Here is a 17,827-nt window from a genome sequence, read left to right as displayed (position 1 = left end):
CCCTTAATTATTATTGTTATTGTTTTTTCTGTTTTTTAATGTCAAATCAAATACAAACCACGCCGTAGTTATTATTCCTGTCCCAAAAACAGAATCTCCTATAGCACGCATCCATTTTAAAATGATCATTGCCGGTTGCTGCATTAGCTCTGACGAACGCGCATACCACATTCCGTGATCAATACTTTCGATCGCCTGCCAAATTCCTATTGGCAGCAAACTCAATACGGCCATTAAAAACAAACCTATATTTAATGACCAAAAAGTGATTTTAAGCAATTTCTCATTCCAGGTAATATTTCGGTACAAACTTCTTAGAACAAAAAGCATTAAGCCAATTCCTAACATTCCGTAAACACCAAACAATGCAGTGTGGGCATGAAGCGGCGTTGTATTTAAGCCTTGTACATAATACAATGCAATTGGCGGATTGATTATGAATCCGAAAACTCCCGCTCCAAGGAAATTCCAAAACGCTACCGCTATCATAAAGTAAATTGGCCATTTATAATCGATAATCCATTGTGTTGATTTTGACAATTTATAATTTTGGTAGGCTTCAAAACCAATTAGTGTAAGAGGCACAACTTCGAGCGCACTAAACGAAGCACCTAATGCCATAATAGCTGTTGGAGTTCCTGAGAAATACAAGTGATGAAAAGTTCCCAGAATACCCCCCGACATGAAGATAATAGTCGCAAACAATACATTTAAAGTAGCCGTTTTGGTTTTTAATAATCCCAATCGAACGAATAAAAATGCAATAACAACTGTTGCAAATACTTCAAAGAATCCTTCTACCCATAGGTGAACAACCCACCATCTCCAATATTCAGCTATAGCCAGATTCGTTTGTCTTCCCCACATTAATCCTGCACCATAAAACATCGCGATTGCTGTACAGGAAATCAGGAATAAAATGATTAGATTTTTCTCTTCCGTTTTTTTCTTTAAAATCGGAATTAAAGGTCGGATCATTAATGCCAGCCATAAGAACAATCCAACTAAAAGAAATATTTGCCAGAAACGTCCAAGATCAACATATTCGTAACCCTGATGTCCAAACCAAAAGTTTTGCACCAAATTTAGCTTTTGCATTACCCCAAACCATTGACCTGCCATTGACCCTAAAACAATAATCAATAAAGCAATAAACAAGAAGTTTACTCCAAAACACTGAAATTTAGGATCTTTACCGGAAACTGCCGGAGCAATATATAATCCTGTTGCCAACCAGGCAGTTGCAATCCAGAAAATCGCCAATTGTGTGTGCCAGGTTCTTGTAACTGCGTATGGCAAAATCTGATCTATAGGAATACCATATAATCCATTTCCTTCAACACCATAATGGGCTGTAATTATTCCCAGGGCCATTTGTAAAATCATCAGTAAACTCACAACCCAAAAATATTTTTTGATCAAATGCATCGATGGCGTCATTCCCTGATTAATTATTGGATCTTTTGCCGGAAGTAAAAACTCTTCATCTTCACCTGATTTTGCGTGATAAAATACTAAAATCCCAATACTAAAAATCAATAAAATAATACTAACACCTGACCAGGCAAGCAATTCTTTTGTAGCCTTATTGCCTACTAGATCATCTGATGGCCAGTTGTGCGTATAAGATATATCCGAATCCGGGCGTTGGGTAACTGTGGCCCAGGTAGCCCAAAAGAAAAATGCATTCATTTTATGCATTCTTGCTTCTTCTTTTATTGAGTTTTTAGGAATTGCATAGTCGTTTCTTAACTTATCAAATTTAGGGTCATTGGTAAAAAGACCTTCATAATATTTACTTAGATATTGAATTGCTTCAACCCTGTTTTCAGAAATAGTAAGTGTTTGTGATTTTTCGTCATAGCGGTTTGTTCTTACGTCTTTTTGCAAACGAATTTTTAATGCTGCTTGTTTTTCCTCATCTAAATCATTAAATTCTTTACCAAAATCCTCTTTCGAATATTTGTTCAGGATAAACACAGCTTCCCTATGCAACCAATCGGCAGTCCAGTCCGGTGCGACATAAGCCCCGTGTCCCCAAATAGAACCTACTTCCTGCCCGCCTATACTTTGCCAGATGTTTTGCCCGTCTTTGATTTCATCTTCAGAAAAAATTACTTTACCGCTATCTGAAATTATTTGTTTAGGAACTGGCGGCGCCTGCTGGTAAATTTCATAACCATAATAACCAAGCACCGCAAATGATACCGTCATTACCAAAGTAAAGGCGATCCATAATTTTTTTTCTCTTTTCATTTTAGTTTTCTTTAATAAAGGACATTTTTATCCTTTATTAGTTCTTAAAAAAACTCCAAACCTTTATAAGATTAAGAGTTCTTGTATTTATTCTACAATTAAAACACCTTTCATCATAGCCACATGACCGGGAAAAGTACACAAGAAGTTATAAGTTCCTTTTTTATCAATTGTAAATTCGATAGTATCTTCTTCACCTCCACCCAGTAATTTAGTATGAGCAATAATCGAAGCTTTTTCTGAAGCCGGAATATAGTCAGTGTCTTTTGCTGCAATCGCTTTTACTGCAAAAGCTGCTTCATCAGTACCTTCCTGAAGAATAACTAAATTATGCCCCATTGCTTCTTTAGGAATTTTACCTACATGTTTTAAAGTTAATTTGATTGGTTTTCCTGCAACAGCTCTTAGCTCATTTTTATTAAACTGCATTTGGTCATTTCCTTCAATAACTAATACATTTTCTGCCGCCGCCGGAGCTGCTTCACCTTCTGTCGAAGTTTCATTTACTTCTGTTGCTTCAACTGGAGTAGTTTCTTTTTTTCCGCAAGAAGTTATTGTTAAGAATCCCATTAGGACTAATACCGAAATTTTGGTTTTTGCATTCATTTTAAAATAATTATTTAATTGTTAATCGTTTGTATTTATACCTTTCAGGAAAAAATCACCTGATTTTACTCCTAAAGCAAGCTGTTCTAAAGTTGTTGTTGTAAGCATTTCTAAAAGAAGTCCTCTGATTTTTTTAAACTCAAAATGTACAGGACAAGGATGTTCTTCTGAGCACTCTTTAAGTCCAATGCCACAACCTCTATAAATTTTATCCCCATCAATTGCGTCTACAATCTGAATTAATTTTATTGCTTTTAATGCTTCATTCGAAACTTCAAAACCTCCTCCTACTCCTTTAGCCGAATGAATAATTCCGTTTTTAGTCAAAATCTGCATAATCTTGGCAGTAAATGGCTCCGGCGAATCAATTTCTTTAGCGACATCCTTTATTCCAACCCTAATTCCTTTGGAAGATTTTGTTGCAATAAAAATAGAAGCCCTAATTCCGTACTCACACGCTTTTGAAAACATATATTGATTAATTAATTCCATACAAATATAATGAAGCGTATTATAAAAGACAAATTTATCTTTAATTAATTTTATAAGTAAATCCCTTATTTATAACCAAAATAATTAGTAAAGGACAAAACACTTATTCAGGATCAAATTCAAATAAAAACCAATTTTAATTTTACCTTTGGAAGTACTAATTTTTCTAACACCTAAATAATGGCTTTAAGCAACTCAAAAGACCTCAAATTAGCCGTTCTTATTGATGCCGATAATGTACCGTACAGTAATGTAAAAGGCATGATGGAAGAAATAACAAAATTTGGCACACCCACTACAAAACGTATATATGCTGACTGGACTAAACCTAATTCTAATGGCTGGAAAGCTGTTTTACTAGAACATGCAATTACTCCAATCCAGCAATACAGTTATACGGTAGGAAAAAATTCATCAGATTCTGCTTTGATTATCGATGCTATGGATTTGCTTTATTCAGGAAAACTGGACGGATTTTGTATTGTTTCGAGCGATAGTGATTTTACTCGTTTAGCTATAAGACTAAGAGAATCCGGCATGAAAGTAATTGGTATTGGCGAGAAGAAAACACCAAATTCTTTTATTGTTGCCTGTGACCGATTTATTTATATTGAAGTTTTAGACGGGGCAATCCAAAAGAAAAAACCTAAAACAACTGCGGCAACTTCTGCAACTGATGCTAAAAAGGTTATCGAAAAACCTGCTGAAAAGGCGTTACATAAAATAGACAAACAAACCATTGAGCTTATCGAAGCTACCATAGAAGACATTGAAGATGACGATGGCTGGGCATTTCTTGGTGATGTTGGAAATCTTATTGTAAAGAAAAAACCTGAATTTGACCCAAGAAACTATGGTTTTTCCAAGCTTACACCTATGCTAAAATCGCTAACGGATATTCTTGAAATTGATGAAAGAGAATCTGACAAAAAAGGAATCAAACACGTATATGTGCGCCTGCGATTCAATTAATTATTAAACATTACTTTTTAAATTTTAAAAACATGAGAAAAAAATTCTTTATATATGGAATCTTATTGTTTCTAGTTGTTCTTGCAATCTATCTTAAAACTGAGCGTGGTTTTTTACTCGTTATTATTATACCGGTATTATTGGTTGTTGGCTTTTATAATACACTTCAAAAAAAGCATGCTATTTTAAGGAACTTTCCTGTGCTGGGCTATTTCAGGTATTTATTTGAAATGATTGCACCTGAAATTCAGCAATATTTTATCGAAAGATCTACTGACGGACGACCTTTCTCACGAAATCAAAGATCTTTGGTGTACCAAAGAGCAAAAAATATTGATTCAAGTACGCCTTTTGGAACACAGCAAAACTTAAATCATGATAGCTATGAAGGAATAAAACATTCTATTTTCCCGGCAAAAGTTAACGAGGAATTACCTCGTGTGCTTGTTGGCGGAAAAGATTGTAAACAACCTTATTTAGCTTCTTTATTTAATGTTTCCGCTATGAGCTTTGGTTCATTAAGCGAAAATGCTGTTCGTGCCATCAATATTGGTGCAAAAAAAGGAAACTTCTACCAAAATACAGGAGAAGGTGGTTTAACCGAATTTCATCTGGCCGGAGGTGGTGATATTACCTGGCAAATAGGTACAGGATATTTTGGCTGTCGTGATAATGAAGGAAATTTTAATCCTGAAAAATTCTCAGAAAAAGCGAATCTTCCTAACGTTAAAATGATCGAAATTAAACTTTCGCAAGGTGCTAAACCAGGTCATGGAGGTGTACTTCCTGCTGCTAAAAACACAGAACAAATTGCTAAAATAAGAGGTGTTGAACCACATACTATGATTCTTTCTCCTCCTGGACATCATGCTTTTTCAGACAGTAAGGGACTTATACATTTTATTGCTCAATTACGTCAATTATCAAACGGAAAACCTGTAGGATTTAAATTATGTATTGGAAATACAGCCGAATTTGAAGCTATTTGCCACGAAATGATTGCTGAGGATATTTATCCTGATTTTATAACTATCGATGGTGCTGAAGGGGGAACCGGAGCTGCTCCGTTAGAATTTGCTGATGGAGTTGGGATGCCTTTTGAACCTGCTTTGATATTTGTAAACAAAACTTTAATTGGATTAAATATTCGTGATAAAATACGAGTTATCGGTAGTGGAAAAATCATATCTGGTTATTCTATTTTACATGCAATAGCTTTAGGCGCAGATATGTGCAATAGCGCTCGTGGTTTCATGTTCTCATTGGGCTGCATACAAGCATTGCGTTGTCATAATAATGAATGCCCTACTGGTGTTGCCACCCAAAATAAAATGCTGATGAAAGGTTTGGTTGTTACAGATAAATCAGATCGTGTCTACCATTTTCATAAAAACACATTACATGCCGCTAATGAACTTTTAGCAGCGGCAGGCAAAAAAAGCTATGCCGACGTTGATAGTAATATTTTTATGCGCGGTGATGAATTTGGTCATCTGTCAGATTCTTATTTCCCGGACATCTTAACTAATGTAACGAAATGATAAAAACAGAAGCCTCTTTGAAATTTTACAAAGAGGCTTTTTTTATTTACTTTATTTCTTAAACTAGAGTTTCGCAGCAGTTACTTTCTCTTCTTTACCGCCATCAGTATTTTCTAAAACTGCCAGTTCTTCTTTATCAACTACGCGCTGAGCAAGAATAGCATTATTATAAGCTAAGAAATAAACATCAAATTTTACTCCTTCTTCGATTAACGCTCTGGAAATTTGATCGTTCTTAATCATTTCTTTCAACAAGTCCGGAAACGAATCTTTGTAGGTTAATTTGTTTGATTCATTCTCTTCCAGATTGGTTTCAATTCTGATTTCAATCTTATTGTCATTCAAAAATGCTTTGGCACTCGTACTTGTAATCCCGCTTCCCTTGATTGATGACGAAGTGTTGTAGGTACTCACATGTTCCTGGATTCGTTGCTTGGTATTTTTACAACTTACCAATAACAATGCAATAATAAGACAAAATGCGATTTGGGTAATTTTTTTCATAATTTTTTAGGTTTATGGTTATTTTTTAACTCAAACATAATGATCTTTTTAAACAAAAGCAACTTCGAAACACAAAAAGAAATACTGTAATTATTTGACTACAACTTGATTATCCAAAATAAAACAACAAAAACGGATAAAGAACAAGGAAAGTTTCTCATGGAATCTACCAATAAAACAACATAAAAAGCCGCTTTAAAAACAATTAAAGCGGCTTTTTGACAGTAGTAAAATTTAGTTATTTCAATAACTCACCTACAGATTCTTTGTTTATTATTTCTTTTACAAGAACAGTATTATCATTAGCTAAAAAATAAGTATCAAATTGAACACCTTCTTCTATAAGTTCTTTAGGAATTTGATTTGTATTGATCATTTCTTTCAAGAGCTTCGGAAACGATGTGTCTGCTTTTACTTTATTAGATTCATTGAGCTCTAAACTAGTCTCAAATCGCAATTCGATTTTGTTGTCATTTATATAACCTCTGGCAGTCGTAAGAGTAACATCATCTGCTTTAAAATTTACGGCAGTACTATTATACGTTTTTACATATTCCTGAAGTTTTTGTTTCGTGTTTTTACAACTTACTATCAGCAATACTAAAGCAACTGTAAATGAAATTTGAATAATTCTTTTGATCATAACTTTTAGTTTTTTAGTTTTTGCAATCTTAAAAGAGCTTCAAGATAATAATAATCTGCATAATTTATCGAACAATCTATTTCGCTTCCGGCAGGTTTATGACCGGTTGAATGAAGCAAAAAAGCTGAATTTACATTGTGACTTTGATCATGGTCTGAAAGTGAGACAATCATTTTTTTAGACTTTGTCAGGTATTCATTTTTTAGTTTTGTGTCTTTGGTATAAGAACTCAATTCGATAAGCGCCGAAGATACAATTGCCGCTGCCGAAGCATCTCTAGGTTCATTTGGAATCCCGGGTGCATTAAAATCCCAATACGGTATCAAGTCTTCTGTTGTTAATCGGTCCAAATATACACGCGCTACTTTATGTGCAAAATCTAAAAATTTAGAATCTTTTGTTTCTCTGTACACCATTGTAAATCCATAAATTGACCACGCCTGACCTCTCGCCCACATACTGTCATCACTATAACCTTGCGCAGTCATTCCTTTTATTTTCTTACCCGTTTCATAATCATAAATTACAACATGATACGAACTGTAATCAGGTCTAAAATGATTATTCATTGTAGTTTCGGCATGTTTTACAGCAATGTCATAGAGCTTTTTATTCCCTCCGCTTTTAGAAGCCCAAAAAAGCAGTTCTAAATTCATCATATTATCGATAATCGTATTGTGGCCTTCATATTTATGATGCGGCCAGGATAAGATCGTTCCTACTTTTGGATTAAAAAGCGTTGCCAAAGTATCGGCAGATTTAAGAATAATATCTTTGTAGGCAGGATTTTTTGTCAAACGATATCCATTTCCAAAACTATTAAAAATCTGAAAACCCAAATCATGATCATTCGCTTTACTCACCGATAAAGGCTTTAGAAACTGACTGAATTTATCTGCTTCTTTTTCCCATTTTTTATCCCCTGTTGCTTCATATAAATACCATAATTCTCCAGGCCAGAAACCGCTTGTCCAATCTTTATAATCAACAAACTTCCATTCTTTGCTTCCATTTGGGACAGTTCTTGGCGATGTTCCGTCATCCGGGATTACAGCTAAAGTTTTCGAAGCTTGTGCTGCACAATATTCAAATTGCTTTTTTATATTAAATGAATTCTTTTTTTGAGAATAGCTAATATTCCCTAATAGGAATAAAGCAAAAATAAGAGTCGTAAATCTTGTATTCATGTGGTTATTTTAATTTTAGACAGAAAGTTATTTTACATTTTTTTGCAATCGATAAATTTATAAAATAAAGCAGACGTAACCGAATCTTTGTATTTTTGTTTACCCAAAAAAGTACAAATGATACCGCCAAAAATCAAAATTTGAAAAAACACAGACCTTATTATTTTATTTTACTTCTTGTAATTATTTTTCTGGGAATCATGTCACGAAAAACGGATCTTATCCCATTATCTACAGGAGATTTTCTTTATGCTGTCATGATGTATGTTTTTATTCGCATACTAATGATCGATAAAAAAGGCATTCAAATCATGATTACCTCTTTATTAATTTGCTACGGAATTGAATTTTCGCAACTCTACCATGCAAATTGGATTGACGAACTTAAGAATACTCTTTTAGGAAGATATACTCTGGGTCAAGGTTTTCTATGGACAGATATTCTGGCATATACTATGGGAATCTTATTGGCTTTTGGGATCGAAAGGATTGTTTTGAAACGTAAATTTTAAAGATTTAGCCCCTCTTTTATCATTGTTATCCCGAGGCACGAGGAATCTCACCAAGAAACTAACACAAAGTATTTTCCCTAAATTGTCGAGCTACTTGATGAGATTCCTCGTGCCTCGGAATGACAAAAATACGCAGATAAACTTTTAAACTAATCCAGTGTTTGAGTAATCTTATCCAAATTCAGACTATTTGCCATTGCGGTAAATATTTGATAATAGGTTGATTTATTATCATATAATTTGTCATGAGTTCCTTTTTCGATACATCTTCCTTGTTCCAGCACTATGATATTTGCTGCATCAATAATTTGAGAAATACTGTGCGAAATGATAATTACTGTTCGGTCTTTTTTTATGGCATCTAGAGACTTTTTAATTTGTTCTGTCGCTATGGCATCCAGACTTGCCGTAGGTTCATCTAGGAAAATAATTGGAGGATTTTTCAAAAACAATCTTGCAATTGCAATTCGCTGCTGTTGTCCGCCTGAAAGTAAATGTGCATCAGAATCATAACCTTTAGGCAATTGCATTACTTGTTCGTGAATATAAGCTTGTTGAGCTGCCTCTATAATTTCAGATTGTGAAGCATCCGGTTTTCCGTATAAAATATTTTCGGCTATTGTCCCTTTAAAAATATGATTCTTCTGCAATACCAATCCAATGTTTTTTCTTAGAAAATCAGTATTATAATCATTTAAATCTACTCCATCCAAATAGATTTTACCTGATGTAGGTAAATAAAACTTATCCAGTAAATTAATGATCGTACTTTTTCCGGCACCACTTAACCCTACTAAAGCTGTGGTTTCGTTAGGTTTTATTGTAAAATCAATTCCAAAAAGAGCCTTTGTTCCGTTTGGATAAACAAAATCTACGTTTTTAACCTCGATAAGTCCAACAATTTTTTCAGGAATATAATCGCCACTTACTTCTTTTTCATTATCTGATTCTAGAATATCAAAAAATCCTTCAGAATAAATCAAGGCATCATTTACTTCATCATAAATTCGGTGCAATTGCCTGATTGGTGCAGAGACATTATTAAACAACATAATATGAAACATGATTGCTCCAATTGTCATCGTATTATTCAAAACAAAATACGCGGTCAGAATAATGATAATTACTACTCCTATCTGTTCTACAAAACCTTTAATACTTTCAAAAATAAAACTGGTCTTTCTGGTTGCTAACTGATTTTCGGTCATTTCAAACTGAATATCCTTATGTCGGTCTGCTTCCATTGGCTCGCGCACAAATGATTTAATCACAGTTATGGATTCAATCAAACTAATGATTCCGTTATTTTTTGTCTCGCGATAATTACGCATTCTTCGCCTAAACCCACTTAATTTAGTTGCCTGTAATTGACTGATATAAAAATAAATGGGAATAATGCATAAACTCACCAAACCTACATATACATTAGCATAGAACATAATTGCCAATGCAACAAAAGCATTTGCAAACAAAGGCAGGATATCAATAAAAAAATTCTGGACCAATCGTGTTAAACTGCTTATTCCTAAATCTATTCTGGTTTGAAGTTTTCCGCTTTCATTTTCGCCAGACGTATAAAATTCCATTCGATAGCTTAAGATTTTTTCGACTATTGCCTGCGAAATATCACGGGTTATGAAGATGCGCAATTTTTCGCCGTAAAACTTTTGACCAAATTGCACTACTGAATAAACCAATTCTTTAGAAAGTAAAACAATACTAATAATCTCTAATAAATGAAAACCTTTTGATAATGGTTCGTGAGCAACCATTAAATTACTAATTGAATCTACTGTATACTTTAATATTAATGCATTGACCTGAGCGGCAAACGATCCCAGAAAAGTTAGCAATAAAGTCGCAATAACCATTTTCCTGTAAGGCTTAACAAAAGGGGTTATTTTTTTATATAGTAAAGAAATCTTCATTTATTTTAATTTTTCGTCACATATCAAATATAAGAATTCTAAATTTGTGTTTATATATTCAACAACAGATAAAAACAAATTCTTATGCAACTGGTTTTCGCCTCAAACAACCTTAATAAAATCAAAGAAATCCAAAGTATCTTAAAAGGATCTATCCAATTATTAAGTCTCGAAGACATTGGCTGTAACGAAGACATTCCTGAAACTGCTGACACAATTGAAGGAAATGCAATTTTGAAGGCGAATTATGTAACTGAAAAATTTGGTTATGATTGTTTTGCAGATGATACCGGTTTAGAGGTTAAAGCTTTAAATGGAGAACCGGGCGTATATTCAGCAAGATATGCAGGAGAACAACGCGATTCTGATGATAATATGGATAAACTTCTAAACTCTTTATCAAATAAGGAAGATCGCAGTGCTCAGTTTAAGACCGTTATCGCATTAAATATAAAAGGAGAACAGCATTTATTTACCGGAATCGCAAAAGGACATATAGTTCTGGAGAAAAAAGGAGATAAGGGTTTTGGTTATGATCCTATTTTTAAGCCAGAAAATTACGACGAAACATTTGCCGAAATATCTTCAGAGATAAAGAATAAAATCAGCCATCGTGCAAAAGCTACTAATCAACTAATTGATTTTCTGAACACAATCAAATAATTGTTTTAAATACAACATTTTAAAGTCTAAATTTTATATTTCACGACGTAATTTTGCAGAAAATTCTTCAATTTCTCAACAAAATGATTTTACATTAAACATAACTTTTTGATAATCAAATCATAACAAATACATAATTCTTAAAATAGCATTAGTTTATCTGAATAATTAACAGTAATTTTGCACCCTATTTTAAAAATACATATGAACAAATTTGAACAATTAGGATTGAGTGAATCGTTACTGAAGGCGATTTTAGATCTAGGATTTGAAAATCCGACCGAAGTACAGGAGAAAGCGATTCCCCTATTATTGGAAAAAGACACAGATATGGTTGCGTTGGCTCAGACAGGGACAGGGAAAACGGCAGCTTTTGGTTTTCCGCTAATTCAAAAAATTGATGCCAACAACAGAAATACACAAGCATTAATTTTATCTCCAACACGCGAACTATGTTTGCAGATTACCAACGAAATTAAAAACTACTCTAAATACGAAAAAGGTATTAATGTGGTAGCAGTTTACGGTGGAGCTAGCATTACAGAGCAAGCAAGAGACATTAAAAGAGGAGCACAAATTATTGTGGCTACTCCAGGTAGAATGCAAGATATGATTAACAGAGGATTGGTAAACATTTCTCAAATCAACTATTGTGTTCTTGATGAGGCTGACGAAATGTTGAACATGGGATTCTACGAAGATATCGTAAACATTCTTTCAACTTCTCCAGACGAAAAAAGCACATGGTTGTTCTCTGCAACTATGCCACAAGAGGTTGCAAGAATTGCAAAACAATTCATGCACGAGCCTTTAGAAATTACAGTAGGTGCTAAAAACTCAGGTTCAGCTACCGTTTCTCACGAATTTTACTTAGTAAATGCACGTGACCGTTACGAAGCTTTGAAACGTTTAGCCGATGCAAATCCAGACATTTTCTCTGTGGTTTTCTGTCGTACTAAAAGAGATACACAGGCTGTTGCCGAAAAATTAATTGAAGATGGATACAGCGCTGCTGCATTGCACGGAGATTTATCTCAGGCGCAACGTGATGGTGTAATGAAGTCTTTCCGTGGAAGACAAATTCAGATGCTTGTTGCTACTGACGTTGCTGCACGTGGTATTGACGTAGATAACATTACTCACGTAGTGAACTACCAATTACCTGACGAAATCGAAACTTACAATCACCGTTCCGGACGTACCGGTAGAGCTGGAAAATTAGGAACTTCTATTGTAATTGTTACAAAAAGTGAGTTGCGTAAAATTTCTTCTATCGAAAGAATCATCAAACAAAAGTTTGAAGAAAAAACTATCCCATCTGGAATCGAAATCTGTGAGATTCAACTATTGCACTTAGCAAACAAAATTAAAGATACTGAGGTTGATCACGAAATTGACAACTATTTACCAGCTATCAACAATGTTCTTGAAGGCTTATCTAAAGAAGAGTTGATCAAGAAAATGGTATCAGTAGAATTTAACCGTTTTATTGCTTACTACAAGAAAAACAGAGACATTTCTAATCAGTCTTCAGGTTCTGAAAGACGCGAAAGAAGTGATTCTGAGCCAAGAGAATTCAATAACAACGGAGCAGTTCGTTATTTTGTAAACATTGGTTCAAGAGATAATTTTGACTGGATGACACTTAAGGACTACCTGAAAGAAACATTAGACTTAGGTCGTGATGACGTTTTCAAAGTAGACGTAAAAGAAGGTTTCTCTTTCTTTAACACTGATCCTGAGCATACTGACAAAGTAATGGAAGTATTAAACAACGTACAATTAGAAGGACGTCGTATTAATGTTGAAATTTCTAAAAATGATGGTGGCGGAAGACGTGACCATAACGGACGTTCTGGCGGTGGAAGAAGTTCTGGCGGACCAAGAAGAGAAGGTTCTGCCGGAGGAAGTTTCGGACCAAGACGTGAAGGTTCTGGTGGTGGAGGTTTTAGAAGCGACAGAAACTCTGCTCCTAGAGAAGGTGGTTTCAGAAGCGACAGAAATTCTGCTCCAAGAGAAGGTGGCTTTAGAAATTCAGCTCCAAGAACTGAAGGTGGTTCAGACAGAGCTCCAAGACGTTCTGAAAGCTTTGGTGATTCACCAAGACCAAGAAGACCAAGAAGAGATTAATATTTTAATATCTTGAAATACAAAATCCCAAATTCCAAATACAACTGGAATTTGGGATTTTTTTTTACTTTAATAATGTTATTCCCGATAAAAAAAATTTAGAATCCAAAACTATGTAACCTAAATCTTCTTTATCTCATTTTATTTAAATACTAAAAGCTCCACTACGACCTTTGTTAATTTTCTGATAATTATATTCGAAGACTGCGAAATATTTAATCCTGATTTAGTACTTTTAGTGCTTTAAATAAGGATATGAAATATTTCGCAGTTTTCTTTTTTACACTACTATCTACTACTATTAGTTTTGCACAAGATGTTGAATCTACAGTACCGCAAAGAGTATCTGGTTACATTATCAACGATAATACTAAACAACCGCTTGCTAATGTAAATATCATCAACACCAACAAAGTTCGTGGTGCAAAGTCTGATGCTAAAGGATATTTTGAGATCGATGTACAATTAAATGACACTATTCACTTTTCGATTTTAGGATTTCAATCTTTAAGAATTAGGGTAACAAATGACTGGATAAAAAATAAAGTGACCAGAATACAGCTTACTGAAAAAGCAATTGCTCTTGAAGAAGTGATCATTGCTCCTTTTAGTTTAACCGGATATCTTGAAGTCGATTCAAAATTGATTCCAACAAAAGAAAATTACCGTTACAGTATTTCAGGTCTTACCCAGGGTTATGAAGCTGGTGAATATTCTCCAAATGCCTTTGGAAAAGTATTAGGATCTATTTTTAATCCTGCGGATGTACTTTATGGTTTCTTTGGAAAAAATGCAAAGGAACTCAAGAAATTAAAAGAAATGAGAAAGGATGATACAGTTCGAAATCTTCTGGAATCTAAATATGACCGTGAAACTGTTTCTGTACTTTTAGGTGTTAGTAAAGACGAAATTCCTGAAATTTTGCAACGTTGTAATTACTCTGAATCCTTTATACAATCTGCAAATGATTTACAGATTATGGATGCAATTAACGGTTGCTATGAACAATATAAAGTACTAAAACGAAATTAAGTTACATCTTATAACTACAACTCAAATCCTCAATTTCTAAAATTGAGGATTTTTTTGTTTTCTAAAAAAGCAATAGAATTAATTTACCCTACCTTTTGCAGTACTTTATCTTACAAAGGTAGGTTTTAGTGCTTTTTTTGATTAAATTAGACTTCTATACTCCTATCCAATTAATCTACAATCTCAACTCAATTATAAGCTCATGAAGGATATAACTCAAAAAGTTTTAAATTTTATTGATCTTCACAAAGGCGAAGAGAATAAAAAATCAGTTATCGAAAATATAACAGGCGCTATATCGTTCAGAGGCTCAAATATATGGATTTTGGCTTGTGCTATTATTATAGCATCCGTAGGTTTAAATGTTAATTCGACAGCTGTAATTATTGGTGCAATGCTAATTTCTCCTTTAATGGGACCAATTGTTGGCGCCGGTTTTGGACTAGGAATGTATGATTTTGAGCTTTTAAAAAAATCAATAAAAAATCTGTTGATCGCAACACTAGTAAGTCTGGCTACTTCTACTTTATATTTCTATATTAGCCCTTTTAAGGAAGCACAATCTGAATTATTAGCCAGAACTTCTCCAAATATTTACGATATTTTAATTGCGTTTTTTGGAGGCTTAGTTGGTGTAATAGCCGTAACACGTGTAGAAAAAGGAAATCCAATTCCCGGCGTAGCTATCGCAACTGCATTGATGCCGCCACTTTGTACGGCTGGTTATGGTTTGGCTCTTGGCAATTATCTCTATTTTTTTGGCGCGCTATATCTTTATACTATCAATTGTGTGTTTATTTGTATTGCTACTTTTGTGATTGTAAAATATTTGAATTATCCAATTGCACAACAACTGGATTTAAGACATCAGAAAAGGGTGAAATATGGTATTACAATTCTTATTTTACTTTTAATTGTTCCCAGTATATATTTTGCTTACCAGTTATATGTTCAAAAAAATTATAATTCAAGAACAGAAATTTTCATCCAGAAAGAATTCCTGGACAATGATTATCCCATTATTTATAAAAAAATAAGATACAATACTGATCCCAAAAGAATTGAATTGGCCTTTTTAGCGAAAAAATTTAGTGATACTGAGATCATCAATCTTAATAAAAAACTGGTAAACTACAATCTTCCAAACACAAAATTAATTATCAGGCAGGATACTGTTAATTTAAGAAAAGACATTATGGATCAAATCAACAATAACCAAAGTGTTGTCGATCAAAAGGATATTTTAATAAATAATTTACGGAATCAATTGGCCCAATATCAATTCAATAACAACCAGATTAGCAATGAAGCTAAAATACTTTTTCCTGCCGTTACCTCTCTTACCATTGGAAATTATACTGTAGAAAGCGAAACAAATAAATCAAAAATTATTCCCGTTATTCTTTTTCAGAGCAAGAAAAAAGTTGATTTAGAGATGAAACAAAAAATGAAAATGTGGCTAAAAACAAGACTTGAAAAAGATTCTATTGAGGTATATCAACAAAATAATTAATATAAACTCAAAAATAGAACCTATATTTACTTTAAAAATAAGTTAACTATCTAAATTGAAATATTATGGCAAAGAGTCAGGATGCTAAGAAAACAGCAAAAAAAGAACCGTTAAAAACGGCTAAAGAAAAAAAAGAAGAAAAGAGAGAAAAGAAAAATGCTCCTAAAAGAGATTAGTTTTCAGTCTCAGTTTACAGTCTCAGTTTACAGTTCTTTGAAACTGAATACTGAGACTGCGACTGAATACTGTGACTATTTAACCGGAATATTAGAAAGAATTTCTAATATAAATTTCCAATATTTTTGAGCCGAAGAAATACTTGCTCTTTCATCCGGAGAATGTGCACCGTGAATTGTTGGTCCAAAAGAAATCATATCCATTTCAGGATAATTTGTTCCCAGAATTCCACATTCTAAACCAGCGTGACAAGCCACTACTTTAGGTTTTTCGTTGTTTTGTTTCTCGTAGATTCCTACCAAAGTATCTAATATTTCAGAGTTTACATTTGGCGTCCATCCCGGATAAGAACCAGAAAGTTCTACTTCGCAACCTACCAATTCAAAAGCTGAACGCAACGCATTAGCCAAATCAAATTTAGAAGTTTCAACAGAAGAACGTGTTAAACATCCAATAGATATTTCACCATCTTTTACGATAACTCTTGCAATATTATTTGAAGTTTCTACCAGGTCAGCCATATCAGCACTCATTCTGTAAACACCATTGTGAGCAGCATAAACAGCACGAATAATTCCTTCCTGAACACCTAAATCCATTACTTTTGAAGGCGTATCGCATTTTACGATATCAATAGATAAGTTTGGCTCAGTCGTTTTATATTCAGTTTTTATATCATTGATGATTTCCTGCATATCAAAAATATACGCTTCATCAAACATTTCAGAAATAATTACTTTTGCAACACTTTCTCTCGGAATTGCATTTCTTAAACTTCCTCCATTGATCTCTGCTACCTGCAAACCAAAGTTTTCAAAAGCATCAAACAACAAACGGTTCATGATTTTATTCGCGTTTCCTAAACCTTTGTGAATATCCATTCCTGAATGACCACCTTTTAGACCTTTTACGGTAATAATATGCCCAACTGAACCTTCCGGAACTTCTTCTTCATTATATGCTCTTGTAGCCGTTACATCAATTCCACCAGCACAACCAATATCAATTTCATCATCTTCTTCAGTATCTAAATTCAAAAGAATCTGACCTTGAAGAATTCCTCTTTTTAGATTTAAAGCTCCGGTCATTCCCGTTTCCTCATCAATTGTAAACAAGGCTTCGATTGCAGGATGCGGAATGTCTTTACTTTCTAAAACAGCCATAATTGTAGCTACTCCTAATCCATTATCAGCACCAAGCGTTGTACCACGGGCACGAACCCAGTCTCCATCAACATACATGTCGATTCCCTGACTATCAAAATCAAAAACAGTATCAGCATTTTTTTGGTGCACCATATCCAGATGCCCCTGCATAACAATTGCTTTACGGTTTTCCATTCCCGGAGTTGCCGGTTTTCTGATAATTACATTTCGAATATCGTCTTCAAAAGTTTCTAAACCTAAGCTGTTTCCAAAGTTTTTCATAAACTCGATCACGCGTTCTTCTTTCTTTGACGGACGTGGAACTGCATTTAAATCTGCAAACTTATTCCATAGCGCTTTAGGCTCCAGATTTCTTATTTCCTGACTCATTATATTTTGTTTGAAGTTTAACAATTAAGAGCTCCAAAGTTACAAAGTTTAAACTCGTTTTATGGGTAAAGTGCTTAAATTTTTCTGCCGCGAATTTCACTAATTAGCACAAGTTATAATGTCAGTAAAACTGGAT

15 protein-coding genes are annotated in these 17,827 nt (G+C 33.9%); 7 read left to right on the top strand and 8 right to left on the bottom strand.

Features of this window, described 5'->3' with window-relative positions; translation table 11 throughout:
- Positions 1-3: 3 nt before the first annotated feature.
- The 3 genes from ACQKCJ_RS17185 to ACQKCJ_RS17175 all read right to left on the bottom strand — a co-directional run bounded on the left by ACQKCJ_RS17185 (position 4) and on the right by ACQKCJ_RS17175 (position 3,333).
- On the bottom strand, positions 4-2,256 hold the full coding sequence (locus ACQKCJ_RS17185; RefSeq protein WP_427402529.1) for a nitric-oxide reductase large subunit: 2,253 nt from the start codon (positions 2,254-2,256) through the stop codon (positions 4-6).
- Between the two features lie 87 nt (positions 2,257-2,343).
- Positions 2,344-2,862 (bottom strand): azurin, encoded by a 519-nt coding sequence (azu, locus tag ACQKCJ_RS17180; protein WP_427402528.1) that lies wholly within the window; start codon positions 2,860-2,862, stop codon positions 2,344-2,346.
- 21 nt (positions 2,863-2,883) lie between these two features.
- The gene (locus ACQKCJ_RS17175) at positions 2,884-3,333 is read right to left on the bottom strand and encodes an RrF2 family transcriptional regulator (RefSeq protein ID WP_427402542.1); all 450 of its coding nucleotides are present in this window, start codon (positions 3,331-3,333) and stop codon (positions 2,884-2,886) included.
- Between the two features lie 201 nt (positions 3,334-3,534).
- Here ACQKCJ_RS17175 and ACQKCJ_RS17170 point away from each other — a divergent pair, with 201 nt between their 5' ends.
- Both ACQKCJ_RS17170 and ACQKCJ_RS17165 read left to right on the top strand, forming a co-directional pair.
- Positions 3,535-4,326: an NYN domain-containing protein gene (locus tag ACQKCJ_RS17170; RefSeq protein WP_271336405.1), complete on the top strand. Its 792-nt coding sequence runs from the start codon at positions 3,535-3,537 to the stop codon at positions 4,324-4,326.
- A gap of 32 nt (positions 4,327-4,358) precedes the next feature.
- Entirely contained in the window at positions 4,359-5,867 is a 1,509-nt protein-coding gene (locus tag ACQKCJ_RS17165; RefSeq protein WP_271336404.1) for an FMN-binding glutamate synthase family protein, read from the top strand.
- A 63-nt stretch (positions 5,868-5,930) separates the two neighbouring features.
- On the opposite strand, the gene ACQKCJ_RS17160 is transcribed toward ACQKCJ_RS17165, so the two are convergent.
- From ACQKCJ_RS17160 to ACQKCJ_RS17150, 3 genes are all read right to left on the bottom strand, one after another.
- Entirely contained in the window at positions 5,931-6,371 is a 441-nt protein-coding gene (locus tag ACQKCJ_RS17160) for a hypothetical protein (RefSeq protein ID WP_271336403.1), read from the bottom strand.
- A 238-nt stretch (positions 6,372-6,609) separates the two neighbouring features.
- Positions 6,610-7,014, bottom strand: coding sequence for a hypothetical protein (locus ACQKCJ_RS17155; RefSeq protein WP_427402527.1), 405 nt, complete (start codon positions 7,012-7,014; stop codon positions 6,610-6,612).
- Positions 7,015-7,019: 5 nt separating this feature from the next.
- Positions 7,020-8,201: a glycoside hydrolase family 88 protein gene (locus ACQKCJ_RS17150; RefSeq protein ID WP_427402526.1), complete on the bottom strand. Its 1,182-nt coding sequence runs from the start codon at positions 8,199-8,201 to the stop codon at positions 7,020-7,022.
- 140 nt (positions 8,202-8,341) lie between these two features.
- Here ACQKCJ_RS17150 and ACQKCJ_RS17145 point away from each other — a divergent pair, with 140 nt between their 5' ends.
- Complete coding sequence (locus ACQKCJ_RS17145) at positions 8,342-8,713, top strand: DUF2809 domain-containing protein (protein ID WP_427402525.1); 372 nt, start codon at positions 8,342-8,344, stop codon at positions 8,711-8,713.
- Positions 8,714-8,862: 149 nt separating this feature from the next.
- Here ACQKCJ_RS17145 and ACQKCJ_RS17140 read toward each other — a convergent pair whose 3' ends face one another.
- Positions 8,863-10,641, bottom strand: a complete 1,779-nt coding sequence (locus ACQKCJ_RS17140; protein WP_427402524.1) for an ABC transporter ATP-binding protein — start codon at positions 10,639-10,641, stop codon at positions 8,863-8,865.
- 84 nt (positions 10,642-10,725) lie between these two features.
- Here ACQKCJ_RS17140 and ACQKCJ_RS17135 point away from each other — a divergent pair, with 84 nt between their 5' ends.
- The 4 genes from ACQKCJ_RS17135 (at position 10,726) to ACQKCJ_RS17120 (ending at position 15,979) form a co-directional block, all read left to right on the top strand.
- Positions 10,726-11,304, top strand: a complete 579-nt coding sequence (locus tag ACQKCJ_RS17135; RefSeq protein ID WP_271336397.1) for a non-canonical purine NTP diphosphatase — start codon at positions 10,726-10,728, stop codon at positions 11,302-11,304.
- A gap of 204 nt (positions 11,305-11,508) precedes the next feature.
- A complete protein-coding gene (locus ACQKCJ_RS17130; RefSeq protein WP_427402523.1) occupies positions 11,509-13,434 on the top strand; it encodes a DEAD/DEAH box helicase in 1,926 nt (641 codons plus the stop codon).
- A 255-nt stretch (positions 13,435-13,689) separates the two neighbouring features.
- Positions 13,690-14,466 (top strand): carboxypeptidase-like regulatory domain-containing protein, encoded by a 777-nt coding sequence (locus ACQKCJ_RS17125; RefSeq protein ID WP_271336395.1) that lies wholly within the window; start codon positions 13,690-13,692, stop codon positions 14,464-14,466.
- A 202-nt stretch (positions 14,467-14,668) separates the two neighbouring features.
- Entirely contained in the window at positions 14,669-15,979 is a 1,311-nt protein-coding gene (locus tag ACQKCJ_RS17120) for a DUF389 domain-containing protein (RefSeq protein WP_271336394.1), read from the top strand.
- A gap of 251 nt (positions 15,980-16,230) precedes the next feature.
- On the opposite strand, the gene ACQKCJ_RS17115 is transcribed toward ACQKCJ_RS17120, so the two are convergent.
- Complete coding sequence (locus tag ACQKCJ_RS17115) at positions 16,231-17,691, bottom strand: aminoacyl-histidine dipeptidase (RefSeq protein WP_271336393.1); 1,461 nt, start codon at positions 17,689-17,691, stop codon at positions 16,231-16,233.
- Positions 17,692-17,827: the final 136 nt, after the last annotated feature.

Source organism: Flavobacterium sp. NPDC079362, assembly GCF_050267765.1.
In the GTDB taxonomy this organism is placed as follows: Bacteria; Bacteroidota; Bacteroidia; order Flavobacteriales; family Flavobacteriaceae; genus Flavobacterium; species Flavobacterium azizsancarii.
This window is presented reverse-complemented; position numbering and strand designations above follow the sequence as displayed.